This is a genomic window from Actinocrinis sp., assembly GCF_035605935.1.
Classification (GTDB): Bacteria; Actinomycetota; Actinomycetes; order Streptomycetales; family Catenulisporaceae; genus Actinocrinis.
This window is the reverse complement of sequence record NZ_DATNGK010000024.1, coordinates 22659-48318: the sequence shown is the minus strand read 5'-3', so window position 1 is coordinate 48318 and position 25660 is coordinate 22659. Positions and strand designations below refer to the sequence as shown.

Annotated in this window: 19 protein-coding genes and 1 tRNA gene; 13 read left to right on the top strand and 7 right to left on the bottom strand. The window is 67.3% G+C overall.

Features of this window, described 5'->3' with window-relative positions; all coding sequences use genetic code 11:
• Positions 1-1348 precede the first annotated feature (1348 nt).
• The 3 genes from VN779_RS02230 to VN779_RS02220 all read right to left on the bottom strand — a co-directional run bounded on the left by VN779_RS02230 (position 1349) and on the right by VN779_RS02220 (position 7261).
• The gene (locus tag VN779_RS02230) at positions 1349-4012 is read right to left on the bottom strand and encodes a hypothetical protein (protein WP_325719597.1); all 2664 of its coding nucleotides are present in this window, start codon (positions 4010-4012) and stop codon (positions 1349-1351) included.
• 447 nt (positions 4013-4459) lie between these two features.
• A complete protein-coding gene (locus VN779_RS02225) occupies positions 4460-5641 on the bottom strand; it encodes an acetoin utilization protein AcuC (protein WP_325719596.1) in 1182 nt (393 codons plus the stop codon).
• A 105-nt stretch (positions 5642-5746) separates the two neighbouring features.
• Positions 5747-7261: an aromatic amino acid ammonia-lyase gene (locus tag VN779_RS02220; protein WP_349260604.1), complete on the bottom strand. Its 1515-nt coding sequence runs from the start codon at positions 7259-7261 to the stop codon at positions 5747-5749.
• A gap of 123 nt (positions 7262-7384) precedes the next feature.
• Between VN779_RS02220 and VN779_RS02215 the strand changes: the two genes are divergently transcribed.
• From VN779_RS02215 to VN779_RS02205, 3 genes are read left to right on the top strand one after another with little or no spacing between them, the layout of a single operon-like run.
• Positions 7385-9643 carry an ABC transporter transmembrane domain-containing protein gene (locus VN779_RS02215; RefSeq protein WP_325719592.1) on the top strand — a complete coding sequence of 753 codons (2259 nt, stop codon included), beginning with the start codon at positions 7385-7387 and terminating at the stop codon, positions 9641-9643.
• Positions 9640-11481: an ABC transporter ATP-binding protein gene (locus tag VN779_RS02210; protein ID WP_325719590.1), complete on the top strand. Its 1842-nt coding sequence runs from the start codon at positions 9640-9642 to the stop codon at positions 11479-11481. The genes VN779_RS02215 and VN779_RS02210 overlap by 4 nt, the downstream gene beginning before the upstream one ends.
• Positions 11482-11507: 26 nt before the next feature.
• Positions 11508-11714: a hypothetical protein gene (locus VN779_RS02205; protein ID WP_325719588.1), complete on the top strand. Its 207-nt coding sequence runs from the start codon at positions 11508-11510 to the stop codon at positions 11712-11714.
• A gap of 100 nt (positions 11715-11814) precedes the next feature.
• Here the strand turns inward: VN779_RS02205 and VN779_RS02200 are convergent, their stop codons facing one another.
• Positions 11815-12150 carry a hypothetical protein gene (locus VN779_RS02200; RefSeq protein ID WP_325719586.1) on the bottom strand — a complete coding sequence of 112 codons (336 nt, stop codon included), beginning with the start codon at positions 12148-12150 and terminating at the stop codon, positions 11815-11817.
• A gap of 268 nt (positions 12151-12418) precedes the next feature.
• On the opposite strand from VN779_RS02200, the gene VN779_RS26275 reads away from it, so the two are divergent.
• Entirely contained in the window at positions 12419-12787 is a 369-nt protein-coding gene (locus tag VN779_RS26275) for an FmdB family zinc ribbon protein (RefSeq protein ID WP_349260600.1), read from the top strand.
• Positions 12788-12818: 31 nt separating this feature from the next.
• On the opposite strand, the gene VN779_RS02185 is transcribed toward VN779_RS26275, so the two are convergent.
• Positions 12819-14720, bottom strand: a complete 1902-nt coding sequence (locus tag VN779_RS02185) for a SpoIIE family protein phosphatase (protein ID WP_325719584.1) — start codon at positions 14718-14720, stop codon at positions 12819-12821.
• Between the two features lie 753 nt (positions 14721-15473).
• Between VN779_RS02185 and VN779_RS02180 the strand changes: the two genes are divergently transcribed.
• Positions 15474-18080, top strand: a complete 2607-nt coding sequence (locus VN779_RS02180) for a penicillin acylase family protein (protein WP_414639555.1) — start codon at positions 15474-15476, stop codon at positions 18078-18080.
• Positions 18081-18106: 26 nt separating this feature from the next.
• Here the strand turns inward: VN779_RS02180 and VN779_RS02175 are convergent, their stop codons facing one another.
• Positions 18107-18706 carry a 5-formyltetrahydrofolate cyclo-ligase gene (locus VN779_RS02175; RefSeq protein ID WP_325719580.1) on the bottom strand — a complete coding sequence of 200 codons (600 nt, stop codon included), beginning with the start codon at positions 18704-18706 and terminating at the stop codon, positions 18107-18109.
• A 182-nt stretch (positions 18707-18888) separates the two neighbouring features.
• Here VN779_RS02175 and VN779_RS02170 point away from each other — a divergent pair, with 182 nt between their 5' ends.
• The 8 genes from VN779_RS02170 to VN779_RS02135 all read left to right on the top strand — a co-directional run bounded on the left by VN779_RS02170 (position 18889) and on the right by VN779_RS02135 (position 25140).
• On the top strand, positions 18889-19701 hold the full coding sequence (locus VN779_RS02170) for a GGDEF domain-containing protein (RefSeq protein WP_325719578.1): 813 nt from the start codon (positions 18889-18891) through the stop codon (positions 19699-19701).
• Between the two features lie 24 nt (positions 19702-19725).
• Positions 19726-20670, top strand: a complete 945-nt coding sequence (gene galU / locus VN779_RS02165) for a UTP--glucose-1-phosphate uridylyltransferase GalU (RefSeq protein ID WP_325719576.1) — start codon at positions 19726-19728, stop codon at positions 20668-20670.
• Positions 20671-20680: 10 nt separating this feature from the next.
• Positions 20681-22003: a gephyrin-like molybdotransferase Glp gene (gene glp / locus VN779_RS02160; RefSeq protein WP_325719575.1), complete on the top strand. Its 1323-nt coding sequence runs from the start codon at positions 20681-20683 to the stop codon at positions 22001-22003.
• A gap of 144 nt (positions 22004-22147) precedes the next feature.
• Complete coding sequence (gene moaC / locus VN779_RS02155; protein ID WP_349260603.1) at positions 22148-22573, top strand: cyclic pyranopterin monophosphate synthase MoaC; 426 nt, start codon at positions 22148-22150, stop codon at positions 22571-22573.
• Between the two features lie 82 nt (positions 22574-22655).
• Positions 22656-23144 carry a MogA/MoaB family molybdenum cofactor biosynthesis protein gene (locus tag VN779_RS02150; protein ID WP_325719572.1) on the top strand — a complete coding sequence of 163 codons (489 nt, stop codon included), beginning with the start codon at positions 22656-22658 and terminating at the stop codon, positions 23142-23144.
• Positions 23145-23780: a GNAT family protein gene (locus VN779_RS02145; protein WP_325719570.1), complete on the top strand. Its 636-nt coding sequence runs from the start codon at positions 23145-23147 to the stop codon at positions 23778-23780. It abuts the gene before it with no gap.
• A gap of 251 nt (positions 23781-24031) precedes the next feature.
• Positions 24032-24952, top strand: a complete 921-nt coding sequence (locus VN779_RS02140; protein ID WP_325719568.1) for a hypothetical protein — start codon at positions 24032-24034, stop codon at positions 24950-24952.
• Positions 24953-25066: 114 nt separating this feature from the next.
• Positions 25067-25140 (top strand) — tRNA-Ala (locus VN779_RS02135).
• Between the two features lie 75 nt (positions 25141-25215).
• Here VN779_RS02135 and VN779_RS02130 read toward each other — a convergent pair.
• On the bottom strand, positions 25216-25647 hold the full coding sequence (locus tag VN779_RS02130) for a hypothetical protein (protein ID WP_325719567.1): 432 nt from the start codon (positions 25645-25647) through the stop codon (positions 25216-25218).
• Positions 25648-25660: the final 13 nt, after the last annotated feature.

The following is a 25660-nucleotide window of genomic DNA, read 5'->3' as shown; positions in this document are numbered from 1 at the left end:
CCCCGGTGTCGTGTGGGACCTCGAGTGCTGCCAATGGCTGCCGCTGCGGATGACTGAAGGTAGTGATGTCGAAATAGGGGCTTTCGACGGGGACGATACGGTCGCCTGACTGAGTTTCAAACTTAAAGGCAAGCGTGTCCCGCAAAGCTCGTGGTTGCCGGATGAGATGCGCCGCACCTTCGACGAGTGTGATCGCTGATACCGAGCGTGTGCCCTGCGCGTGGAGCCGGGCGCGACCCATCGCCGGTCGTGGTGGTCCGGCTCCAGCGGGTCGTGGCAGCCTCCCACCAGGTTCTTAACGAGCAGGTCTATGGGGCGCCGATCGATCTGTGGCTGGTCAACGTCGGACTTGGTCCGAAGACGCCGTATTAAGGCTTGTTAGGCTCACCGATCAATGACTTCCGCGTCAGTACCCGGACTTCTTCGGGCCCGTCCCCGCGCACGATGCGATAACAGCGGCGTGCGGCGTCGAATCCTGGACGCGTGGTGGCGGATGGCTCGTCGCACGGACGCTGAGGCGGATCTGCCGCCGGGCGGCATGGACACGCCCGACAAGGCCTTTGACCTGAGACGTTCCCAGATTGCACTGATCGCGTTTCCAGATCTAGCGCGCTAGAAGCGCTGACCAGCTGCAGAGGAGTTTTCATCACATCCCACGTGGGCGGGGCTTGGTGAGAACGTGGATGGAAATGCGTGCCTATAGCACTTCGCCAGTTCTCAGCAAGGTTGTGAGCGCACCCGAGCCCCATTGGACGCTACCTGTCCCCTGGCGCCATGTGGGAACGCTCAGGGGACAGGTTACCGGATCGTGGTGGACGGCTCGGCGATTACCGGCCGCGGTCAGCTGGAGGAGCTTGATCGCGAACTCTCCTACCGCTCCATGCGGAAGTAGATGGTGGTGATTGCACCGGGATGCTGGGTTCGTGGAGGCCGTTTCTGCAGGAAACGTCGAGGACGTGGTACCAGCGGAAGGTGACCTTTCCGCAGCGTCGGAACTCGCGGATCGGCAGCGGCAGCAGTTGGATGGTGCCGTCAAAGAGGTAGATGCGCTCGATGACGCGCCCGCGCGCGGTCCACAGCTCGCGCCAGGCAGCGTTGTCCGCGGAACGTATCCAGGGGCGGGTGGGTGTGGTGCCGTCGTCTTGCCGGTTGATCACGAGTCCGCCCTTGCAGGCGATGGTGTCGCGGTCGGTGCGTGCCGCATTCCGCCCGGCGGCGCAGATCCTCTACTCGTCTCATCGGGATCGCGCAACGGCGGGGCCCGATCATGCCAACAGACCGGACAGCGATCGGCGGCTGATCACAGCCCTCTGTGATCAGCCGCCGATCTCCCCACGCGAGCGGCGCGCTACCCGGCGATGAAGTAGCCGCTGACGTCCACGATCAGCTGGAGCGAACCGCCGCTGCCGTTGTAGAAGTCCGCCGTTCCGTCCTGCGGTAGGGCGGGCAGCGCGAGGTCCGCCACCGTGGCGTTCGGCGTGAAGTCGAGCGTCGAGGTGGGTGGTACGGTCAGCGGTTGATTGCCCAAGTCGCTGGTGTCTGGGAACACGGTCAGGTAGCCGCCGGCGGTCGGCCGCGTGACGGTCGTGTTGATCACAGCGCCGGTGAAGGCCGAGACTCCGGATCTGAAGTCTGTCACCTCCGGGGCCACGGCGACGAGGTAGGTGTACCCGGCGAGCAGCGCGCCGTTGGGTGTCTGGCGGCTGTCAAAGACCCGGTATGGGAACGCCGGAACATAGGCTGAGGCGCCCGACGGACTGAAGTAGCCGTACACGTCAGCGATCAGCCGGGCCGGGCCGCCCGCGATCGCCAGGTCGATGGAGCCGTCTGCACCGACCGGGACGATCGCCGCGTTCGCGACGGTCTGGCCGCCGGTGAAGTTCAAGTTCGACACGGTCGGCTGGTCTTGACCGTCGGGGTACGCCGCGACGTATCCGCCGGCCGACGGTCCCGCGACGGTGAGGTTGAGCGCGACCGCTGTCACGCCAGCCGGGATGCCGTCGACTCCGGCGATCTGTAGCCGCGCCGGGGTGCCCGCTCGGACCGTCGCGTACGGGTAGCCGCCGGTGCCGTCGCGCGTGTCGAGGAGCCGGGCCGGTGACGCCGCCGTATATCCCTGCGCGTTGACCGTAATGAAGTACCCGCTGACGTCAGCGACCAACGCGGCCGTCCCGCCGCTGCCGTTGTACAGCTCGATCGTGCCGTCCGCGCCGACCGGCACGACCGCCATGTTCGCCACGGTCTGCCCCGCCGTAAAGTTCACGCTCGAGGTGGTTGGCCGGGATCCGCCGGAGGGGTAGGCGGTGATGTAGCCGCCGGCCGTCGGCTGGGCCACCGTCAGGTTCAGCGCCACGGCGCTGACGTTCGCGGGAATTCCGCCCACAGCGGCCAGCCGCAATTTCAGCGTCGCACCCGCGGCCACGGGGTTCGTCGAGCCCTGTGTTCCGGTCCCGTTGCGGGTGTCGAGCACGCGGGTGGGTCCGTAGGGGACGTATTCGGTGCCGGCGGTCTGGATCGTCAAGGTATTGGTGACGGTGTCACCGGCGTTGTCCGTGACCGTGGCCTTGATCGTGTACGTCCCCAGTTTCGAGTACGTGTGCCAGACACCACCTGTAGTGCTGAGTCCCGAAAACGAGGGGACCGCCGTAGTCGAACCGTCGCCCCACCAGATCGTCTCCGAAAGGGTGACGTTCTTGATGTTCTGCTGTGCGTCGAAGAACACGGTGAACCCACTGGTGTCCCGCGCGGTGAGGGTCAAGGCCAGTTCCGGATCTGGTGAGACGTATTGGATCGCGCCGCGGGAATTGAACGGGCTGACACCGTTGAAGTCCGACGAGAGCGCGCCGGGTGCGCTCGGGTTCGCCGATCCGATCGCTGGCGAGCCCCAGATCGGCGGCCCGTTGACGTACTGCTGTACGCCCGGCATGACGAACGCGAGGCTGGCCCCGATGGTGTCGAACGTGTCGTGCGCGGCCTGGGTCGGGACGGCGGATTGGAACTGGGCCAACGTCGGGTAGCTCGTACCACTCCAGTCGTAGAGCACGGTCGGGAGGGGCGCGGCGGGGTAGCCCCCGACGGTGTAGAAGTCGTTGTAGTCCGTCGTCACGCCGGGCGTCGATCCCGCCGCGACGATGACGCTCGGGGAGAAGGTCTTGACTGCTATGCACCAGGATGCGTTGGCCCCGCTGCCTCCGCCGCCGGCCGTGGCCGTCTCGTCGTTGCCGTTCTCGATCAGGTCGTTTTCGAGGAAGACAGAGGTCGACGTCCCCTCGATATCCACGCCGGGGTTGCAGCCGCGCTGAATCGTGTTGCCGGTGATGTCGAGGCCGGTCACACCGGTGGCCTGGATCCCGGTGCCGGCGAACACATCGCCCGCGAATGTGATCCCGCTCGCGCCGGAAGCGATCGTGCTCTGCTGTGCATATGGCTCGCCGTCAAACGCAGCGAGGAAGCTGCGGGTCACCGAGACACCGGACGAGGCGCCGTCGATGCTCAACGCATCGAGGTAGTCGCCGCTCAGGGTGACGCCGGAGGACCCGACGACCGCGATACCGAACTGCGGGGAGACGAAACCCATGTTGGAGACGGTCACGCCGGTCACGCCGCGGAGGGTCAGCGTGGACGCGCCCAAGTTGGAGCTCATGGACATGAGCACGCCGGTGCCGACCCCGACGATGGAGATATTCGATGTCGTCACCGTCACGGGTGTGGTGAAGCTGGCATTGCTCGAGCCGCTCACGTCGATCGTGTCACCGGACGCCGCAGCGTTCACGCCGTCCTGCAGTGAGCAGTACGGGCTCGCCTGGGTGCCTGCTCCGGTACCGGTGGCGCAGGTCGCGTTCGCCAGCTTCACGTAAATCGTTGCGCCGCCGTTCGCGGTGCCAGCGCGCGACATGGTCTTGGCGCTCTTGCGCGTGGTGACGGGGACGGAGTCGACCCGGCGCGACTTGCTTGGCGGGCTGCTGACGGTCCCGTTGAGGACGGAGGCAGGAGGCTTCGCTGGCTCCTTCATCACCTGAGCAGAATTTCCAGTGCTCGGTGCTCTGACGGCCGAGGCGCCGGCCGATGCCGGGTTCAGCGGGCAAATGGCGGCTCCGATGGCCATGACGGCGGCCACGGAGCGTGTAAGCCTACGATGACGAATCACCGACGCCCCCACGATCTTCGAAAAATCAGACATCACCCCGGACGGCCCCGGCTCGTCGGAATTATCGCGGTTCGGCCATGTCGTGGTGGACAAGGCTTTGCGACAGTTCTGGAACAGAGACGCCGGACTGTGGCTGGCGGTCGGCGGTTGGCCTTGGGCTGAGCGCAGGTACTACATTCCGAGATCTCAGGCGAGCGATCGCCGTTCCGGCAATTTCGCCTGTGTCTGACTGGGTGCCCAGCCTCGACCATGCCCAGAACCTTTGACCGCGAAGGCTCCGCTCCGTGCGCATCAGCGCGTGTCAGTTCGTCGTCAGTGCATGACTTCGAGCCCGTGCTGCGGAAAGACGGCGCGGCGGGTGGCCAAGACCGCGCGATCGATCGGGTCAGCCGGGTCAAAGCCGTTGGCCCAGGGGCGCGGCTGCGGCTGCTGTCCGTCGCTCATCGATCGCGGTGCGAGCCGTCCGGCGCGCTGCGCGGCGAACGAGCGCCACGATTCCGGCAGCTCGGTGTCCGGCGGGATGGGTCGGTGCGCAGCCTCGGCCAGCACGTGGGTCCAGATCCGCGGCACCACGTCGACCACCGCATAGCCACCTCCGCCGAAGAGCAGCCAGCGGCCTTCAGCGTGCTCGTGGGCGAGCCGGTGTAGTGCCTCGGCGGCCATACGTTGCCCGTCGATCGTCAGCATCAGGTGCGCGAGCGGATCGAGCGCGTGGCTGTCGCAGCCGTGCTGGGTGACGAGGATCTGCGGCCGGAAAGCCTTCAGCAACGGCGGCACGATCGCGTCGAACGCGCGCAGCCAGTGTGCGTCCCGGGTGCCGGCAGGCAGGGCAACGTTCACGCTCATGCCCTGGGCGTCCCGGCCGCCCGACTCCTCCGGCAGTCCCGTGCCGGGAAACAGGGTACTGGGATGCTCGTGCATGCTGATTGTCAGCACCCTGGGGTCGTCGTAGAACGCTGACTGTACGCCGTCACCGTGGTGCGCATCGATGTCTACATAGGCGATTCGGGCCGCCCCTTGCTCAAGCAGCCGCGCGATGGCGATTGAGACATCGTTGTAGAGACAGAACCCTGACGCGTGCGTGCGCATGGCGTGGTGCAGCCCGCCGGCCATGTTCGCCGCGTGGTCGGCGGCACCGGACCAGACCGCGTCCGCCGCCGCCACACTCGCTCCGACGACCAGCGCCGAGGCCTCGTGCATGCCGGGAAACACTGGATTGTCGTCCGTGCCTAATCCGTAGCGGCTGCGCTCGGAGCGCGTGGTGTGTGCGACGTTCTTCACCGCGGCGATGTACTCCGGACCGTGGACGAGCTCGAGAACGCGATCCGTCGCCGCCGTCACCGGCGCCATGACAACGCCCGCGGCATCGAGCACGCCTAGCTCGCGCGCCAGCCGCATGGTCAGCGCGACGCGCACCGGCGCTAGCGGGTGATCGTGCCCAAAGTCGTACGACGTCAGCGCCTCGTCCCACGGCACCAGCAAGGTCGTGTCCATCCCGCCGTCCGCCCTCCTAGCCGGTCAGTGTGTCGTCGCGCTCTCGCTCACTATCGCGCGCCGCGCGCCCGCCGTCTCGGTGGGGCGGGTACCGCGGGCTCGTGCCTATCGCTCCATCTCGGTTACAGCGCAGGCGAGGCGAGCAAGCAGGCTCGCCGCTTGGTGGACGTCAGCGGTTGACGGGCGGTCGCCGGTGTGAGGGTCGAGTACTTCCGCGATCGCGTACAGGTCCGCCAGCGGCGTTGCGGCTGAGGGCTTTCGGCCGCGCAGGCGAAGGGTGCGCATCGCGCCGACCAATTCTGTGGAGAGAACAAGTTGGAGCGCCTCGGCTGCGCGAATCGTTTGACGCGCCGATTGGCTGGTGAAAGGCGTGTGGTCTTCGACGCCTCGGGAAAGTGTCGCGTGACCTAGCCCCGCAGGCATGGCGGCGTTGCGGAGCTCCGACAGGGCATCGTGGGCCGCGTTTTCGAGGATCATCACGCCGGAGCTGGCTGGTTCACCGTCGGCGAGGAAAGGGCGTAGACCGGTGAACTCGGGATGGAACATCAAGTCCAGCCTCGCCAGGGAAAGCTGCCCCACGGAAAGGAGCGCCAGGTTCAACGCATCGAGCGCCTGCGTGAGCAGCGCCTGATGGAAGCCGCCATGGTGATAGACGGCCTCGTTTTCGTCCCCGATTCCGATTCCGATTCCGTTTGTGGTCGAGGTCGCTGGTGAGTTCGTGGGTGCGTCTTCGCCGTCGTTAACGCCGCTCGCGACAACCAGTGGGTTCTCTGCCGCGACGTTGACCTCGACCTGCAGGATCCGTTCGACCGAGCCGAGCGCCTCAAGCACCGCGCCGTGTACCTGCGGAATACAGCGCACTGCATACGGGTCTTGAATGCGAGCGGCCTTGATTGGCTGATCCTCGAGCAGGGCACGGAGGATAGCTGCCGAACGCATCAGGCTTGGATGCGGCCTGCGATCGTGAACGGCTTGGCTGAACGGTTCGGTCGAACCATCGAGGGCGAAGACACTCAGCACGGCGACGGCGTGCGCTGCGCAGATCAAGCGAGAAGCTTGTTGCCAGGCGAGGCACGCCCGGCCGATTGTTAGGGCACTGCTGCTCATCAGAGCCAGTGCGTCGCCGGATGTGATGTGGACCGGTGAGGGCGGAGCACCGTTGACGCCGTCCGTCGGCGCGGTAGTTGACCAAGGAGCCTCGCCGACGAGGGTGAGACCCAGTTCGGCGAGGGCGGTCAGGTCAGCGGTGCCTAGTCCGCCGTATTCGTGGATCACCGGAAGCGCGTTGGCGTTGAGCGCTTGGACTATCGCCTCGATGATCGCGGGGTGCAGACCGGCCCCGCCTGCGAGGAGTTGATTCGCGCGGACCGTGAGCATAGCGCGAGTCGCCTCGGTGCTGACCTGTCGGCCGATGCCGCCGGCGTGGCTGCGCAGAAGCCGTAGACCGTGGCCGAGGTCGCCGTCCGCCACGCGCTGCGTACGGTTGGCGCCGACGCCGGTGGTGCGCCCGTACACAGGTTGACGTGCCGCGATGCGCTCGGCCGCAGTGGCAGACGCGCTGGCGCGTGCTAGGGCCGTTGGAGCGATCCGCGCTCGTGCGGCGCCGTTCGCGAGCAGCACGACCTGCTCCGGAGTCAGCGTCCGGCCGGTCAGTTCGATGCCGTCCACTGGCTGATCCCGTCCCCTCGCTCGGCGGTTAAATCAGGTGCGACCCTCTTTTACGCACCTTACGGTGAAGGTGCCATGCGACGCCTTCCCGTGCCGGATCCCGGCCAACCCGACGCTCGATCCGCGACGCGGTACCTGCTGTGGTTGGTCCGGAACCAGCGCGCGACCATCTTCGGCGGCATGGTCTTCGGCGTGCTGTGGATGGTCTCGCAGGCACTGATGCCGGCGGTGATCGGGCGCACCATCGACGCCGGGATCACCCACCGAAACTCGGGGGAGCTGCTGCGGTGGTCAGCGGCGGTGCTCGCGCTGGGCGCGACGACCGCGACGTCGGGCATCCTGCGCCATCGCAATGCACTGGTGAACTTCCTCGGGGCTGGATACAGCACGGTGCAGGTGGTCACGCGGCAGGCGGTCAGGCTAGGCGCGACGCTGCCGAAGTTGGTCGCGGCCGGCGATGTGGTCGCGGTGGGGACTTCGGACGTCGCTGAGATCGGCGGCGGACTCGATGTCACGGCGCGGCTGGCCGGAGCGATTGTCGCCATCATCGCCGTCGCGGTCATCATGCTGGCCACATCAGTGCCGCTCGGTTTGATCGTGCTGGTCGGAGTGCCAATCGTCACGGCGCTCACCGGATTTCTGCTGCGACCACTGCACGAACGGCAACAGCACTTCCGGGTCCGGCAGGGGGAGCTGACGGCGCGGGCGATCGACATCGCGGCCGGGCTGCGGGTGTTGCGTGGAATCGGCGGGGAGGCGGCGTTCGCGGAGCGCTACCGGAGCGAGTCGCAGGGATTGCGCGCGGCGGCGGTCGCGGTCACCCGGGTCGAGTCGGGCCTGGCGGCGGTCGAGGTGCTGATGCCGGGCGTGATGGTCGCCGCTGTCACCTTCCTCGCGGCGAGATTCGCGCTTGACGGCAAGCTGACCGTGGGCGAACTGGTGGCCTTTTACGGATACGCGGCGTTCCTTGCGACGCCGCTACGGACGTTGATGGAAGCCGCCGACAATATGACCCGCGCACACGTGGCGGCGCGGAGAGTGGTGCGGATCCTGAATCTAAGCCCGGAAATCAACGATCCGGATAGCACAGCTGGGCATGAGCTGCCGACAGGTGCCACGCTTGCCGACGAGGAGTCAGGGCTGCGGATTGCGCCCGGCTCACTTTTCGCCGTGGTCTGCGCGGACCCGCGCGACGCGGACTCACTGGCGGCTCGTCTGGCGCGCTTCGAGGACGCGGGGGCACCGACGCTTGGTGGCGTGCCGCTGGCTGCGGTGCCGGTCACCGAGGTGCGGAAACGAATTCTGCTTTCGCGCAACAGCGACCGGTTTTTCACCGGCACGTTGCGCGATGAGCTCGACACGGGTGGGCGTGCCACGGAGTCTGAGATCGGCGCCGCTATCGACGCTGCATCGGCCCGAGACGTAGTCGAGGCGCTGCCGGACGGCTTGGCGACCGAGGTGGTAGACGGCGGCCGAACGTTCTCCGGTGGACAGCTCCAGCGCTTGCGACTGGCGAGGGCGCTCCTTGCCCAACGGGAGATCACGCTGCTTGTCGAACCCACGAGCGCGGTGGACGCGCACACGGAAGCGCGGATCGCGGAGAACCTGGCTGCGTTGCACGCGGAGGGTCGCGGCGGTGCCCTGGCAAGTGTGCTGGCGGGAGTAGGTGAAGGGCTTGTCGAGTCGAGGCTGATGGCGGCGGCAGCGGCGCTGAAGGTGTCGGACGTGCATAAGGCGTCAGGGGTTCCGGAAGCGCAGCTTGGACGACGAGCCGGGCGCCCGGCGTTGCGCGAAGAAGGACAGGAAACGGGAACGGAGACGGAAGCGGACGCAGGCACGGCAGTGGAAGCGGACGCGGAATTGATGAACCAGGCGGCGCGCGGCTGCGTCGGCACGGAGATTTCGATTCAGGCTACGATGACTCAGACGTCGACTTTGTCTTCGCCTTCGACCTCGGCTCCAAGTCTGGTTCCGGCTGTGACTTTGGCTTTGGGTTCGGTGGCAACAGCGGTAGATGGTGCAGTGCCGTTGACCGTCGCCACACATGCAACACCGCTGGCTACGTCCGCAGCATCGCTCCCTGCGAACGGCACGGCGAAATCGCCTGTCGCCGCTTCCGCGACGCCGCTGGCTACGTCCGCACCGCCGGCAGGCCCGCCTGCCACGTCGCGCAGAACGACCGTCATGTTCACGACCAGTCCACTCCTGCTCGACCGCGCGCACATTGTCGCGTACGTCGAGGACGGGCGCGTTGCGGCAGTCGGCACCCATCGCGACCTGCTGCTGTCAGAGCCTCGCTACGCCGCCGTCGTGACCCGCGGGGAGGATGAATGAGCGCTCGTATTCTCCCGGTCGCGAACCCACGCGAAGTGCGCCGCTATGCACGGGAGATCGCGGCACGCCACCCTCGCGCGCTCGTGGTGACCATGACCCTGTACTCGCTGGCGGCAGTCGCAGGGCTCGTCGGCCCGCGCTTGCTCGGACAGCTAGTGCAAGGCGTCCAAGACGGGACCACGATCAGCCATATCGACATCGTGGCTGCCTCGCTCGCGGGCTTCGTGGTGCTGCAGACCGCGCTGACCCGATACGCCTACATGGCCGCAGGGCGCTTCGGCACCACTGTCCTCGCCGAATTGCGCGAGGACTTCGTGCAGAAGGTGCTTGCCCTCCCACTCTCGACCGTAGAGAGCGCTGGCAGCGGCGACCTGGTGACCCGGGCCTCGCGTGACGTAGACGCGTTGCGACGCTCGGCGCAGATGGCCGCGCCGGAAATCCTGGTCGCGGTGGTGACCATGCTGCTGACCCTAGGCGCGACCGCGCTGGTCTCGCCGCTGCTCTCCGCGGTGATTCTCATCGTGGTCACGCCGCTGGCGCTGGTCACCCGCTGGTATCTGCGTCGTGCCACCGCAGGTTACCTGCGGGAGAACGCCGCATACGCGCGGATCACGGATGGCCTGACCGCGACCGTGGAAGGAGCGGCCACGGTCGAGGCATTCGGGTTACAGCAGCGCCGAATCGCGAGTGCGGACGAGGATATCCGCGGCTCGTATGCGGCGGAGCTGTACACGCTGAGTCTGCGCACGGTGCTCTGGCCGGTACAGGAATTCAGTTATGTCGTGCCGGTGGCCGGCTCCCTTCTGCTCGGGGGGTACGCCTATTCGCGTCACTGGGTGACGCTGGCTCAAGTCACCGCGGTCACGCTGTATATCCAGCAGCTGATGGTTCCGCTCAACACCCTCCTCGACTGGTTGGACACGTTGCAGGTTGGCGGAGCTTCGTTGGCCCGCCTACTCGGGGTGGCCCAGGTTCCGCCGGACCGTGCGGAGGGCGACCACGTGGTCCGAGCGCCACGGGACCTGGTCGGCTGCGGGGTGCGATTCGCGTACGTCGAGGGCCGCGACGTGCTGCATGGAGTGGACCTCGTCGTGCGGCCCGGCGAACGTTTCGCGATGGTCGGCCCCTCCGGCGCAGGCAAGTCGACGCTCGGTCGCCTGCTCGCCGGCATCCACGGTCCGCGCGCCGGCACCATCGCCCTCGGCGGAGCTCCGCTGATCGAGCTGCCTTTGGACGAGTTACGTGGCGAGGTGGTCCTGGTGACGCAGGACCACCACGTCTTCGCCGGAACGGTGCGTGACAATCTCCAACTCGGCGTGGTGATTGGCGACGACAAGGTGTCCGGCGGCGGCGAGGGGAAGCCGGGCGTTGGCGAGTCCGTCTCGCGCACTGCGTCGGATGGCGACGATGAGCTGTGGCGTGCTCTCCGGGCGGTGGACGCGGACGGCTGGGCTGCAGCCCTTCCTGACGGACTCGACACGCGCGTCGGCTCGGGCGGCATCGCGCTCACCGCGCCGCAGGCTCAGCAGCTAGCCCTCGCTCGGCTGCTGCTCGTCGACCCCAAGGTACTCGTGCTCGACGAGGCGACCTCGCTACTCGACCCACGCGCCGCCCGGCACCTCGAGCGCTCGCTCTCCGCCGTGCTTGCTGGCCGCACCGTGATCGCGATCGCCCACCGGTTGCACACCGCCCACGACGCGGACCGGGTTGCGGTCGTCGAAGGCGGCCTGATCGCCGAACTTGGTTCGCATCGGGAGCTGATGGCTGCCGATGGTGCGTACGCCCGGTTGTGGCAGTCGTGGCACGGTGACGCCGCCCCAGCGCCACCTGCCGTTTAACCGCTCCGACTAACATGGGAGCCGCTATGGGTGACTGGGAAGACGACTTGGACGAGTCCTGGGGACGCGACGACCTGCCGGTCCTCACCTCTGCCTCCGGTCTGGAGCAGACGCGCGACGACCTCGATATCGGCTGGGGCGAACGCACCTGGAGCGACAGTCCTGGCGCCTCCGATGCGGAAGACCTGGACCGCTTCCTTCGGGATCGCCCGCCCCACTACGGCGGCGACTAAGGCGGCAGGGGAACCACGTGACGTTGACGGATCCCGTCGACGTAGGCGCGAGCGCGCTAACGCGGTGGCCGGCTGATGACGGCCGGGCGGCGTGACGCGGTTAGTCCGGCGCGGAGTGGTGCACCATGACGGGATTTTGAGCCGTCTGCCGCTCGGTGTGAGTGATCGGCGCTGGCGGTTTGCCGCTTTGCGCCGAGGCGTTCGGCGGGCGCAGCGCGGCCACGCCGAGCGCTATGGAGGCACCGGTCAGCAGCGTCGCGGCCTTGCGTCTACGTTGCCTGCGTAATCGGTGACGGGTGATCAACGGGCGAATGTCTTGCGGAACGGCGGGCACGTCGCGCGCACCGAACATCTCGCTGCCGTAGCCCGGGAACATAGAGTGCGAGGACACAGCGCGCGGGGATGTGCCGGGATAGTTCGAGTGCATCGGGCACATGGTGCTTCCTCCTTGCTTTCGCGAGGCCGGCGGGATGCCGCCTCTATTCCATGATCGGTGGCGGCACTGACAAATGTGGCTGATTCCGGAGTTATCCACAGGAAGAGATTCTCTGCAGATTGTGGATGCGGCGGCGCGCGCCACAAGACCCAGACCTGACGCTCAACAGCAGCTTGGTTGAGTCCGCGAGCGCTTCGGTGGACAGGAAAGGCTCGGATGGCGCAAACTTGGCACTCGTAGTGGTTGAGTGCTAGCCCAGGAGCGGACCGTGCCGACGTACCAGTACCAGTGCACCGAGTGCGGTGAAGGTCTCGAAGTCGTCCAGAAGTTCACCGACGAATCCCTCACGATCTGCCCGAACTGCCAGGGCGCCCTGCGGAAGGTCTACTCCGCGGTCGGAATCGTGTTCAAGGGCTCGGGCTTCTACCGCACCGACAGCAGGTCGTCCTCGTCACCGTCGAGCGCCGGGGCGACGAGCAAGAGCAATGGCAACGGCAGCTCAACCAGTTCCTCGGAGAGCAGCTCGTCCGGCTCCGCGTCGAGCTCGTCCTCCTCCACGGCGACGCCCTCAACCTCGTCAAGCTCCGGCTCGAGCAGCAAGAGCAGCAGCGGCAACTCGTCCTCAGCTGCCGCATAGCCAGGTCAGCGGCCCCCGCTCCGCCGGTCGTTCAGCTCTTGAGCGGCAGCTGGAACCACACCGCCTTGCCGGTCGGCGTCGGGCGCACGCCCCAACGTCGCGAAAGCTGATCGACCAGGAACAGGCCGCGGCCGCCCTCGTCGTTCGCCGACGCGGTGCGCACGCGCGGAGTCCGCACGTCCTGATCGTGCACCTCTACCCACAGCGACGACCCGCCGCGCCGCATCACGACCTCTATCCTGCGGTCGGCTCGCAAGGTCACGAATGCGCCGTCGAGCACCGCGTTGTCGAGCAGGCCGTCCGCCGCCGCGTCGCCGAGTAGCGCCCGCTCCAGCGCAGCGAGGTCGAGTTCCGCCTCGTGCCCACCCGCTGCCGCATCCGCCGCGATCTCGAAGGGCGCGTCCTCGTCGAATACCGGTCCGCGCGGCGTCGGGCCTGGACCGGATGCGTGCCGGACCGCGTTGGTGACCAGCTCGGAAACCAACAGCTCCACCGTCTCGGACAGCTCCTCGCTCGACCACTCGCTTAGCACCGACCGGGCGTGCGAGCGGGCAACCGAAGGCGAAGACGGATCAGCGGGTACGTCAATGCGCCACAGTGGCAGCGGGTCTAGGTCGGTGCGCATTGCCAGCACCGCGCGGTCGTCGTCGGACGGCCCTGACGATGCGCGCAGCGTCGCCCGGCATAGGGCAGCCGGCGATGCGCCGGGACCGATCGCTTCTAGGGCATCGCACAATGCCCTCACGCCTTGGTCGACCGACTGATCGCGCCGCTCGACCACACCATCGGTGTACAGCACGATCGTGTCGCCGGGCGCGACGATGAACGCGTGATCGTTAAAGCCCACGCCGCCGACACCGAGCGGCACGTCCGGCGGCACCTCCATCGGGTGGCAGCCGTGCGCGCCAGCGAGCAAGGGCGGCGGATGGCCGGCGTTCGCGAGGACGCACTCCCGCGTGAACGGGTCGTACACCGCGTAAACGCACGTGACCAGCAGCGCCTCGTTGAGCCCCTGCACCAGGTCGTCGAGATGCGTGAGCACCTGCGCCGGTTCGAGGTCGAGTACCGCGTACGCGCGCAACGCGGCACGCAACTGGCCCATCACGGCTGCCGCGTGCGCGCCACGACCCTGCACGTCGCCGATCGCGATGCCGACCCGCCCGGACGAAAGCTCCATCACGTCGTACAGGTCGCCGCCGACATCTGACTCGTCGCCAGGGTTATAACCGACCTGGACCGCGATCCCGTCGACGTTCGGCAGGTGCGCGGGCAGCAGTGAGTGCTGAAGCGCCAAGGCCAGCGAGCGCATGCTCTCGTAAAGCGCCGCGTTCTCCAGGGCGAATCCGGCGCGAGCGGCGACTTCCTCGACCAGTTCCACGTCGTTCTGCGCGAACGCGCGCTCAGGCGCATCCGCCGCGACCGCGAGAACGCCCTTGATGCCCCTCGGGCCGAGCAAGGGGACCGCTATCACCGCCGCCGCGTCCGTAAGCAGCGGATGGCCGCCGGTCGCAGGACGAGGCACGGGCGCGGTCGGTGTTGCAGGACGCGGTGTCTTGGACAGCGCGGGTCTGCCTGAACGCAGCGCGATGGCGCACGGGTGTTCGTCGGGGTAGGCGATCCGACGATCCGCAACGCTCGGGGAGCTCGTGCGCCGCGACCGCGCATGGTCCATGCGGACGGTCACCACTCGACGCAGCTTCCCGGTGTCATCAAGCAAATCGACCACGCACTGATCGGCGAAGGAGGGCACCAGCAGCTCGGCGATCGCGGCAAGGGTCCGGCCGGTGTCCAGCGAGGTGCCGAGCAGCATTCCGGCGCGCGACAGCAGCGATGAGCGCACACTCTCCGGCCCGCGCTCGGCCTCCGGTTGCCGTTCGCCCTCCGCGCCCGCGAGCGTGGCGGCGTCGTGCCGGCCCACCAGCTGACCCGCCATCAGCCCACCTTTCCGTTCGCGCCCGCTCAACCGGGTCGACCGATCTACTCAGTGTGCCACTCACGAGGCCGAACGGTGCACGGCGCACGGCGCGTCGGGCTCGGCGGTCGCACGCAATGGTGGCGCCAGGGTTGCGTGATCGACGCTGGAAGGCTATGGACGACGCGTTGACAGGGTTCTGATACTTGCGGGCGAGGTCGTTTGCCGCACGCCGGGTAAGGGGCGGTCCCGCGATGGCGACCGGTCGTTTCGAAGACTGGGCCGAAGCCGTAGGGTGTGGGCCCGAGGCAGAATCGAGCCGGATCGACCGGCTCCCGGACCGGCAGTTGCCGCCCCACCCGCAAGGAATGGCCGATGTCAGCGACCCACCCCTCGGCAGCCCAGCCCTCGGACGCGCAGCCGGCGGCGGCGACCGAGCCCGAGCCGTCGCGGCAGGCGGATGTGCAGGTCCCGGGCCAGGAGCGGGCGAAGCAGCCGGTCCCGGGCGCGGCGGCGGAAAACTCAGGTGCGGCGGCGCTCGCGGATCAGGCATCAGCGGACGACGTAACGCAGCGTGCGTCCGGGGCGACGCCGCCGGTCACAGCTACGGAAACGACGGCGAACCAGAATGGCGTGAACTCGCCACGGGCCATTGCTGACGGCGACTTGCCTGCTGACAGCGAGTCAGCGCCGCCGGCAGACCCGAGCGGGGCGGCGAAGCCTGGGGCGGCAGCGGCGGCAACCAAGGCGGCGACAACCAAGACCGGCAAGCCGATGGCATTGACACGGCTGCGGACGCTGCTCGCGATCGCTGTCGGACTGGTTCTTGTTCTGCTTGCCGGATCTGGAATCGGGGCGTGGGCGTTCACGAACACCCTGCACGCCTCTTACCCGCAAACCTCCGGCACTCTGCGGATCACCGGGCTCTCCGCCCCGGTCTCCGTTCAGCGCGACGCGAGTGGCATCCCGCAGATTTACGCCCAGTCCTCGGCAGACCTCTTCCTCGCTGAGGGCTACGTGCAGGCGCAAGACCGCTTCTGGCAGATGGACGTTGACCGGCACATCACGTCAGGCACGCTCGCGTCGATGCTGGGCTCGGGCGCGCTGAAGTACGACGAATTCGTACGTACGCTCGGATGGCGTACCGTAGCCGAACAGTCATACGCACAGCTCAAACCGGAAACGAAGCAGTTCCTGCAGGCGTACTCGCAGGGCGTCAACGACTATCTCGCGACCCACTCCGGTGGCTCGTCGCTCTCGATCGAGTACACGATCATCGGTGCCCCACTGGTCGGCACAGTCAGCGACTACAAGCCCGCGGCGTGGACGCCGGTCGACTCGGTGGCCTGGATCGAGGCCATGGCCTGGGATCTGCGCGAGAACGTCGACAACGAAATCGCGCGCTCGCTGCTGACCCAGACGTTGTCGGCGGACCAGATCGAGCAGCTGTATCCGTCGTACCCGTACTCAACTCACTCGACGATTGTCACTCAAGGCGCGCTCGTCGGATCAGCGTACGAACAGAATGCGACTGCCGCGGCCGCGCTGCCGTCCGCCGCGCAGTTGAAACTCGCCCAGCTCTCGCAGTTGCTTGCGCAGATTCCGTCGGTACTCGGTCCGGCCGATCCGGCAGGCAGCGGTGTTGGCTCGAACTCGTGGGTCGTCTCAGGCTCGCTGACTTCGACCGGAATGCCGCTGCTGGCAAACGATCCGCACCTTGCGCCGTCAGTGCCCTCTGTCTGGTACCAAGTCGGCCTGCACTGCGTGAACCTCGGCACACAGTGCCCGTATGACGTGGCGGGTTACTCCTTCCCCGGCATGCCTGGTGTCGTCATCGGCCACAACGCCAATGTCGCCTGGGGCTTTACGAACGAGGGCGCCGACGTAAGCGACCTATACCTGGAGAAGATCGACGGCGCCGACTACCTCTACGACGGCAAGGAGTACCCACTCACCGAGCACACGGAGACCATCGATGTCGCAGGGCAGCAATCGGAGACTATTACCGTTCGCTCGACCCGGCACGGGCCGTTAATCTCCGATGCCTCGGACACGGACAAGCTCGTCGGCAAGGACGCTCCGGCCGCGCGCAGCGGAGATCCGGCTCAGGGCGCCGCACCGGGCATTCAGTACGGCGTCGCTCTGCAATGGACGGCTTTGCAGCCCAATCCGACGATGGATGCGCTGTTCGAGCTTGATCGCGCTACTGACTGGACCGAGTTCCGCGCTGCGGCCGCCGACTTCACCGTCCCGGCGCAGAACCTCGTCTATGCCGACACCAAGGGCAATATCGGATACCAGGCGCCGGGTCGCATCCCGATCCGCAAGAGCGGCGACGGGCGCTGGCCGGTACCGGGCTGGACCAGCGCGTACGACTGGACCGGCTACATCCCCTTCTCCGCGCTGCCAAATGAGTACGACCCGGCCCAGGGCTTTATCGTCACCGCCAACAACGCAGTCGTCGGACCGACGTATCCGTACACGTTGACGACCGACTGGGACTACGGCTACCGGTCGCAACGTATTACAGACGACATCAAACGGCTCACCTCGAACGGGCACAAGATCAGCGTGTCCGACATGGCCTCGATCCAGAACGACAGCTACAACCCCGAGGCCGCGCTTTTGACGCCTTATCTGCTCAAGCTCAAGACCGATGCCTTTACAAAGCCCGCGCAGGCACTGCTGAAGAACTGGGACTACACCCAACCGGCCACGTCAGGCGCAGCCGCGTACTACAACGCGGTGTGGGCCGAGATCCTCAAGCTCACGTTCCAAGCCAAGCTACCGAGCGGTGTCGACCTTTCCACCCTGGGCTTCGACGGCGGGGACCGCTGGTTCGCGGTGGTCGAGTCGATCATCAACCAGCCTGACAGCGAGTGGTGGGACAACCCGAAGACCACGCAACGGGAAACCCGCGACAGCATCCTCACCGCCGCGCTGAAGAAGGCCAGGCTCGATCTGACCGCGCGGCTGGGCAAGAACGTCTCAACCTGGGCCTGGGGTCGGCTGCACACGCTGACCCCGACCGAGCAGACCCTCGGCACGGACGGCCCCGGGGTCGTCAAATGGCTGCTCAACGGCCAGGCCGAGGAGCTGGCCGGCGGTTCGTCCGTGGTGGATGCCACGAGCTGGGACCTGTCCTCCGGCAACTTCCGCGTCACGGTCGCGCCCTCGATGCGCATGATCGTGGATCTAGCCGACTTCGACCGCTCCCGATGGATCAACCAAACGGGTGAATCTGGGCACGTGGACAACCCGAACTACCTCGATCAGGCGCCGCTGTGGGCAGCTGGCCAGACGCTGCCCTGGGCATTCGGCGACTCTGCGGTTAAGGCCGCGACCAGTGCGACCTTGACGCTTCAGCCGAGCGGATCATAAATCTCGATTCGTGTGACTAAGGGCGTTTATCGGTCGTTCGACCGAGCGAAGCGCACCAACCGGCTCGGCGCGCACGCTGCGTCGACCGGTTGATCGTGCGGCTCTACGGGGAAGGTCGCCCCGAGTTCGTGGTCATAGACGAGCGCGCAGATCCACGGCTGCGACCGCCGCACGTCACCCTGACGCACCATCAGGCGCGCTAACGCACGATCGTATGAGCCCCCGCCCCGTCCGAGTCGTTGTCCAGTGTCTGAGACCGCCAGCGCAGGAACCAGCACCACATCCGCACCCAGAATCGCTTCTGTACCAAGCCGTTCGCCCACCGGCTCGCGCAGCCCGAATCGGCCGGATTTGAATCGTGCGTCGTAGACTGCCCAATCGAGGTCGGCGTCCGGCAGCAGAACCGGGAGCAGCACCCGAACACCCCGCCCGGCTAAGGCCTCGATCAGGTGCGTCGTGTCTGGTTCGGTACCGAACGATGCGTACGCACATACCGTCAGGTCGTGATCCGGTTCGGATACGCCCAGTTCAGGGGTCTGCAACAGTCGCTGCGCGAGCGCTGACGACGCTTTGCTCAGCGCATGGTTACCCAAAGTGAGCCGATCGTTGACGAAACGTGATCTCACTGTGGCTTTGTCGTTGGAGCTCTCGGGCATTCTTGATCTCATCGCGGGTTAAGGCTGGCGCTCTGCGGCACTGAGGGCGACCAGTCGGTGTGTGTCGGGGGACAAGGGAGTACTCACCGGCCCAGCCTGCCGCAACCATCGTTAACCGTTGTGCTGCGGGAAGGGACCGGTGCCGGAACGCCATGACGGCGACACAGTGGGGCCTGCTCATCCTCGGCGCGGTGTGCCTAGTGCTCGCCGTGGCGGTGGCCCGGCTTGCCGCCCGGCTGCGGGAGGCGGCGGCTCGCGCCGCAACTGAACTCGATGCCGTGCGCCGCGAGCTGAGCGGGCTTGAACAGGGCCGATCAAGCTTGGAACGGCTGTCGGCGACCGACCCGGTCACCGGTGTGTGGAACCACCGCTACCTGCAGGAAACGCTCGCGCTCGAGGTGGAGCGGGCGCGCCGGGTGGACCGGCCGCTCGCGCTGTTGATGTGTGACGTCGACCGGTTCCGCGCGGTGAACGCGGCATACGGGCACCAAGCGGGCTCGGCCGTGCTGCGTGAGCTAGCGCAGCGTCTCGCGCTGGAAATCCGTTCCTTCGACACCTTCGCGCGGTACGGCGGCGAGGAATTTGTCGTATTGCTGCCTGACACGGGCCCGCAGGGTGCCGCCGTCGTGGCGGAGCGACTCTGCTACGTCGCCCGGAAACTGCTGGTCGATGCGACCCTCTCGATGAATAGCCCTGCCCTTGCCACCTCCGGTGCGTCTACCGGCGCGATGGGTGGGATGGCAGCGAGCGGCGCGACCATGGGTGAACGTCCCCAGCCCGCCGAAATTCGCCTGACCATCTCGGTCGGCGCGGCAGTCTTCCCTGATGCTGGTACGCACGCGGCCACACTCATCCGGGCGGCCGATGAGGCACTGGCCGAGGCGAAACGGGCCGGCGGGAACACCTGGGTCGTCCCCGGTATCGCGGGCTCATCTGACCTTCACACGGAAGCCACCTCGCTCTGACGAACGCGCCGCTAAAGTCGATTCATGTCTATCGATTCATGGGCGTCCTCGGCGGGCCGTTCCGGCAAGCCCTCACGCCTGCGCAAAGCGGTAATACCGGCCGCCGGGCTCGGTACCCGCTTCCTCCCCGCCACCAAGGCCACGCCGAAGGAAATGCTGCCGGTCATCGACAAACCGGCCATCCAGTACGTGGTCGAGGAGGCGGTCGCCGCAGGTCTAGACGACGTCCTGATGGTCACCGGACGCAACAAGCGTCCCGTAGAGGACCATTTCGACCGGGCATATGAGCTCGAAGGCGCCCTAGAGGCGAAGGGTGACCGGGGCCGCCTCGCGGCCGTCCGTCAGTCCAGCGAACTGGCGGCGGTGCACTACGTGCGACAGGGCGACCCGAAGGGGCTCGGACACGCCGTCCTCTGCGCGGAACCGCACGTCGGCAATGAGCCATTCGCGGTACTTCTGGGCGATGATCTGATCGATCCCCGCGACCCGCTGCTAGCCCGCATGATCGACGTGCAGCGGCAGTACGGCGGCTCGGTGATCGCGCTGATCGCAGTCGACCCGGAACAGATCCACCTGTACGGCTGCGCCGCGACGCTGCCGGTCGAAGAGGAATCAGACCTGGTGAGGGTCACCGACCTGGTGGAGAAGCCGGCCACCGAGTCCGCGCCGTCCAACCTGGCCATCATCGGCCGCTACGTACTCGCGCCGGCTGTGTTCGACGTGCTGCGTGAGACGGAGCCGGGCCGCGGCGGCGAAATCCAGCTCACCGACGCCCTGCGCACCCTGGCCACGGATCCCTCGATCGGCGGACCCGTGCACGGCGTGTTGTTCAACGGCCGCCGCTACGACACCGGGGACCGGGCCGACTATCTGCGTACGATCGTCAAGTTAGCCTGCGAACGCGACGACCTCGGGCCCGGCTTCCGCGCCTGGCTGGAGGAATTCGTCGCGAAGGGATTCTCCGACTGACGGAGTGGCGATGAGCGGCGGGACGGGACCGACCGGACAGGGAGCTCTGGGCGGCCACGGGAACACGGCCGGGATGCGTAGCGTCGAGCAACACCTTGCGGATGTGCTCGCGAGAATCCGGCCTCTCCCGCCATTCGAGCAGCATCTGCTCGATGCGCACGGGCACCGGTTGGCTGAGGACGTGATCGCGCCGAGGGACGTTCCGCTGTTCGATAACTCGGCGATGGATGGTTACGCCGTCCGGCGGATCGACGTCCTCGGTGCGGATCAAGACAATCCCGCGGTGCTGACGGTGACTCAGGAGATCCCGGCGGGTGCCGCCGCCACTGCCGAGATCGGGCCCGGAGCGTGCGCGCGGATCATGACGGGCGCTCCGGTGCCGCCGGGCGCGGACGCCGTAGTGCCGGTCGAGTGGACGGATGGCGCCGCCGACGGCACGGTGCGGATCTACCGCGCGCCGGACGAGGGCGGCCACATTCGGCGATCCGGCGAGGACGTGCGCGCCGGCCAACCGCTTCTGGCTGCGGGAACCCTGCTGGGCGCACGCCAGATCGGACTGCTCGCGGCGGTCAGCCGCGATCTGGTCGCGGTCCGCCCGAGCCCTCGCGTGGTGATCATTTCAACCGGCTCGGAGCTGGTTGAGCCCGGGACTGAGCCGGGACCAGGCAAGATCCCGGATACCAACGGCTACACGCTCGCCACCGCGGCGCGTGAGGCCGGAGCGGTGGTGTACCGCGTCGGCGTAGTGGCTGATGACGCCAAACTGCTCCTGGACACGATCGAAGACCAGCTGATCCGCGCCGATCTCCTGGTAACGACTGGCGGCGTGAGTGTCGGCGCGTACGACGTCGTCAAGGAAGCCCTCCACGGCTTAGGCACCGTCGAGTTCGGGCGCGTGGCCATGCAGCCCGGCATGCCCCAGGGCTTCGGCGTCGTCGGACCGGACGAGACGCCGATCTTCACGCTGCCCGGGAACCCGGTCTCCGCGTACGTGGGCTTCGAGCTGTTCGTGAGGCCAGCGATCCGGAGGCTGTTAGGCCATCAGGAGGACCTTCACCGCCCGGTTGTCGAGGCCGTCTGCACGGAGGGTTTCACTTCGCCGGCGGGCAAGCGTCAGTTCGCTCGCGGCGTGATCAGTCCGGCCGAATCGGCTGGCCGGATCGAGGTGCGACCGGCCGGCGGTTCGGGATCGCATCTGATGGGGGGTCTAGCCCAGGCCAACTGCCTGATCTCGGTGCCCGAGGAACAGACCCGGGTCGAAGCCGGCGAACTGGTGTCCGTCATCCTGCTCGACGACGACGCGGCCGCCCACTCGGCGAACCCGCTCCCGTGAGTTCGGAGCCGCGGCAGCGAGTTCAGAACCAGGGCCAGCATGCTCAGAGCAAGGGGAGTGCAGCACGTGACCAGTAGGGACGCCAAGAGGGCGGACGGTAAATCGGACGAATTCACCCACCTGGATGCCTCCGGAGCAGCGCGGATGGTGGATGTGGCCGAGAAGCCGATCACCGCGCGCACCGCCGAGGCCTCCGGCAAGGTGTTGGTCTCTCCGCAGGTCGTCGAGCTACTCCGGAGCGGCGCAGTGCCGAAGGGCGACGCCCTCGCGGTCGCCCGCATCGCGGGAATCCAAGGCGCCAAGCGGACTGCGGACCTGATCCCGCTCTGTCATCCCATCGGGATTGCCGGCGTTTCGGTCGATCTCGAGGTCACCGACGAGGCCGTGCAGATCCGCGCCCGCGTCAAGACCGCGGACCGCACCGGCGTCGAGATGGAGGCGCTGACCGCGGTGAGCGTGGCCGGTCTCGCGTTGATCGACATGGTCAAAGCGGTCGATCCGGCGGCGGTCCTGTCAGAAGTCCGCGTCGAATCGAAAACGGGCGGGCTGAGCGGCGATTGGACGCGCTAGCCGGGTGCTAGGCTGCCCCGTCCACAAGCGAGCGGTACGGTTTGCCGGTTAATCGGCCGTCTGCGGGGGAGGAAGGGCAGTTATGGCTCACGCCGTCGTGGTCACGGTGTCGAATCGGGCCGCCGCCGGTGTCTATGAGGACACGACAGGTCCGTTGATCGTCGATGCCCTAACGCAGGCCGGCCACGACGTGAGCGCTCCGCGCGTGGTCCCGGACGGTGAGCCGTTGGAGGACGCCTTACGCAGCGCCCTGCAGGAAGGGCCCGCGGTGATCGTGACCACGGGCGGCACTGGTATCTCACCGACCGATCGCACCCCTGAAATCACCCGTCGTGTGCTCGACTACGAGGTGCCGGGCATCGCGGAGGCGATTCGAGCCAAGGGCCTTGAGAAGACCCCGACCGCGATCCTCTCCCGCGGCGTGTCAGGGGTCGCAGGTAGAACGCTGATTGTGAACCTGCCGGGCTCGAGCGGGGGCGTGAAAGACGGCCTGACGGTGCTGCTGCCCGTCATCGGCCACGCGCTCGACCAGCTTGCCGGTGGAGACCACAAGCCCGGGGGCGGGATCTAGATGGGTGTGCCGGGTTATCCAACGGTGTTGCGCGAGGGGCCGGTGACTCTGCGCCCGCCGTCGGCTCGTGACGGTCGCGCCTGGCATGACCTCCAGACGCGCAACCGCGCCTGGCTGGCGCAATGGGAAGCCACGGTGCCGCCGGAGACGCCGTACGTTCGTAGGCTTACGTACCGGGAGCTTGTACGTCGTGGGCGACGTGAGGCCGCCGCGGGACGCATGATGCCGTTCAACGTCTGGTACACAGACCCGCAGGCTGACGGCAAGCCACGCATGGTCGGGCAACTTAACGTCGCAGGCATTTCGTGGGGCTCGTTGTGTTCGGCGCACATCGGCTACTGGGTGGATGAGCGCGTCGCCGGGCGAGGAATCATCCCCACGGCCCTGGCGGTTGCGGTAGACCACTGCTTCCAGACGGTCGGGCTGCATCGGGTCGAGGTGAACATCCGTCCGGAGAACGGTCCGAGCCGCCGCGTCGCGGAAAAGCTCGGCTTCCGCGAGGAGGGTCTGCGCCTCGCTTATCTGCACATTGATGGCGGCTGGAGAGACCACATCGCTTACGCGCTGACGGCTGCCGAGGTGCCCGAGGGCATGGTCGTCAGATGGCGTAAGGTTCAAGCCAGCCACTCCGTCTGACCGCCTCGCTCGCTGACGCTTGGTGCAGTCTGGCTTTGTCGACCAGTCGACCAATCGTGTGAACTGTTACTAACAGCCCACCTTCTGACATCTACGCCCGCACACGATCGGGCGAAGGTCGGCATAACGGCCGATACGGGTGGGTAATCAAGGGAGCCGAAAATCTAAGTAGTCGGATCAATCGCATGTTTTCTAGTCGACACACCGATAATCAGCCGCGCTAGTAGTGGCCATACGCCTACCGTTGCGTTATGGGCAGCAGCGGCGTCATCTACGCGATCATCGTCGGGGCGTGGGCGGTATACCTCGTCCCCATGTGGCTACGCCGCGAGGACGAGCTCAACCGGGCTCGGGAGACTCAGCGGTACGCCGCGGCCATCAAGGTGCTGGCGAACAAGGAGGCGTTCGAGCGTCGCTGGGCCCAGTCCGGCGAGGCTGACCAGGCGCTTCCGCTGGCGGTCGGCCAGGGCTTCGTCCCGAGCGGCCGCGCTTCGAAGCGTACCGCCGAGGCGAGTCCGGGTGCGAAGGTGGCCGCCGGCGCGGCGGAGCCGTGGACCCCTGGCCCGGCGAAGCAGCAGAAGCAGAGCGTCGGCGCGGCCAAGGCTACGAAGCGCACGAGCGTCAGCGCTGCGGCGGCGGCAGGCAAGGCGACGGTCACGGCGAACGTCGGCGACGACGCGTCCCGCGCCGCTCGAGCCGAGGCGACCGCACGGACCACACCGGCAGCTGCGCCTAAGTATCCCGGCCCCCGTACCGGCCTGATGGCGCGTCGCCGCCGGGTCGTCGGAGTCCTCTTCACGCTCACTACGCTGGGCGCGCTGATCTCGGCCGACCTCGGCGCGGCCTACGTGTGGGCGATGGCGACCCCAGCGGTCCCGCTGTCGGTCTACATCGTCCGCCTGCGCCGTGATGAGCGGATCCGCGCCGCTGCCCGAGCCCGCCGCCGCGCCGCCGCCCAACAGGCCCGCGAGGCAGCAAGGGCGCGCGATGCACACGCCCTAGCTGAGGCCCACGCAGAGGCTGACGCACACATGCAGGCACAGGCAGCGACGCAGGCTGAGCCGCAGCGCCTCACCCAAGCGGCCCGCCGCCGCTCATCGGCAGCCGGCCGTGCCCGTGCCCAGTCGTACGTTCAGGAGACGCCCGAGCTCCCCCGCGCCTCGAACGGCTGACGGGGAGCAACAGCTTGCGGCGGGCGAGCCTTGACCCGCCACGACGCCAGCCCCGGACCGCGATAACGCGTTCCGGGGCTGCACGTCCCCTGTGGTAGCCTCTACACGTTCAAAGGGCCTGTGGCGCAGCCCGGTAGCGCACCTCGTTCGCATCGAGGGGGTCAGGGGTTCAAATCCCCTCAGGTCCACCCAGCACAGAGCCGGTAACCCGTTGATGGTTACCGGCCCTTTTGCTTTTCGCGCGGCGATGAATACGGCAGTGACTAGGCCTGATCTCCGTCGTTCTCGGGCGCGATCCGGTCGGCCAGAACGGCTTCGATGAATGGCTCCGGGGGCAGGTAGGAATGCCGCGCAACATAGTGGTAGACCAGGTCCGGGGCCGCCAGCAACTCACCCTCGGGCGTTAGCACCCTGACTTCCGCGCTACCGAGGGTGAGCGCGGTGCCCGTGACCGGATGGCTTTCCTCCGGGTCATCGCCGCTTTCGAGGCACAGGTCGCACCAGTGGATCCCGCGCGTCTGGGCGGTGGCGTGGTCCGCGCACAGGACACCGAGCTTGTCCGCGAATTGCGCGGGCGGCTTGCCGACTGTGAAGGGATGCTCGCCGTCGAGCCAGCCAACGTTGCGGACGGTGACTCCGGGCGGCACCGTCTCGGGCAGGTAGGTGTAGGGCGAGAGGTCTTCGAAGTAGGTCACGGGCGGCTTTCCG

Coding starts and splice junctions, on each gene's coding strand:
- VN779_RS02140 (WP_325719568.1), top strand. CDS start 24,032: ATGGGCAGCAGCGGCGTCATCTACGCGATCATCGTCGGGGCGTGGGCG.
- VN779_RS02200 (WP_325719586.1), bottom strand. CDS start 12,150: ATGTGCCCGATGCACTCGAACTATCCCGGCACATCCCCGCGCGCTGTG.
- moaC (WP_349260603.1), top strand. CDS start 22,148: ATGGTGGATGTGGCCGAGAAGCCGATCACCGCGCGCACCGCCGAGGCC.
- VN779_RS02180 (WP_414639555.1), top strand. CDS start 15,474: ATGGCATTGACACGGCTGCGGACGCTGCTCGCGATCGCTGTCGGACTG.
- VN779_RS02185 (WP_325719584.1), bottom strand. CDS start 14,720: ATGGCGGGTCAGCTGGTGGGCCGGCACGACGCCGCCACGCTCGCGGGC.
- VN779_RS02170 (WP_325719578.1), top strand. CDS start 18,889: ATGACGGCGACACAGTGGGGCCTGCTCATCCTCGGCGCGGTGTGCCTA.
- galU (WP_325719576.1), top strand. CDS start 19,726: ATGTCTATCGATTCATGGGCGTCCTCGGCGGGCCGTTCCGGCAAGCCC.
- glp (WP_325719575.1), top strand. CDS start 20,681: ATGAGCGGCGGGACGGGACCGACCGGACAGGGAGCTCTGGGCGGCCAC.
- VN779_RS02145 (WP_325719570.1), top strand. CDS start 23,145: ATGGGTGTGCCGGGTTATCCAACGGTGTTGCGCGAGGGGCCGGTGACT.
- VN779_RS02225 (WP_325719596.1), bottom strand. CDS start 5,641: ATGGACACGACCTTGCTGGTGCCGTGGGACGAGGCGCTGACGTCGTAC.
- VN779_RS02230 (WP_325719597.1), bottom strand. CDS start 4,012: ATGAAGGAGCCAGCGAAGCCTCCTGCCTCCGTCCTCAACGGGACCGTC.
- VN779_RS02150 (WP_325719572.1), top strand. CDS start 22,656: ATGGCTCACGCCGTCGTGGTCACGGTGTCGAATCGGGCCGCCGCCGGT.
- VN779_RS02210 (WP_325719590.1), top strand. CDS start 9,640: ATGAGCGCTCGTATTCTCCCGGTCGCGAACCCACGCGAAGTGCGCCGC.
- VN779_RS02215 (WP_325719592.1), top strand. CDS start 7,385: ATGCGACGCCTTCCCGTGCCGGATCCCGGCCAACCCGACGCTCGATCC.
- VN779_RS02205 (WP_325719588.1), top strand. CDS start 11,508: ATGGGTGACTGGGAAGACGACTTGGACGAGTCCTGGGGACGCGACGAC.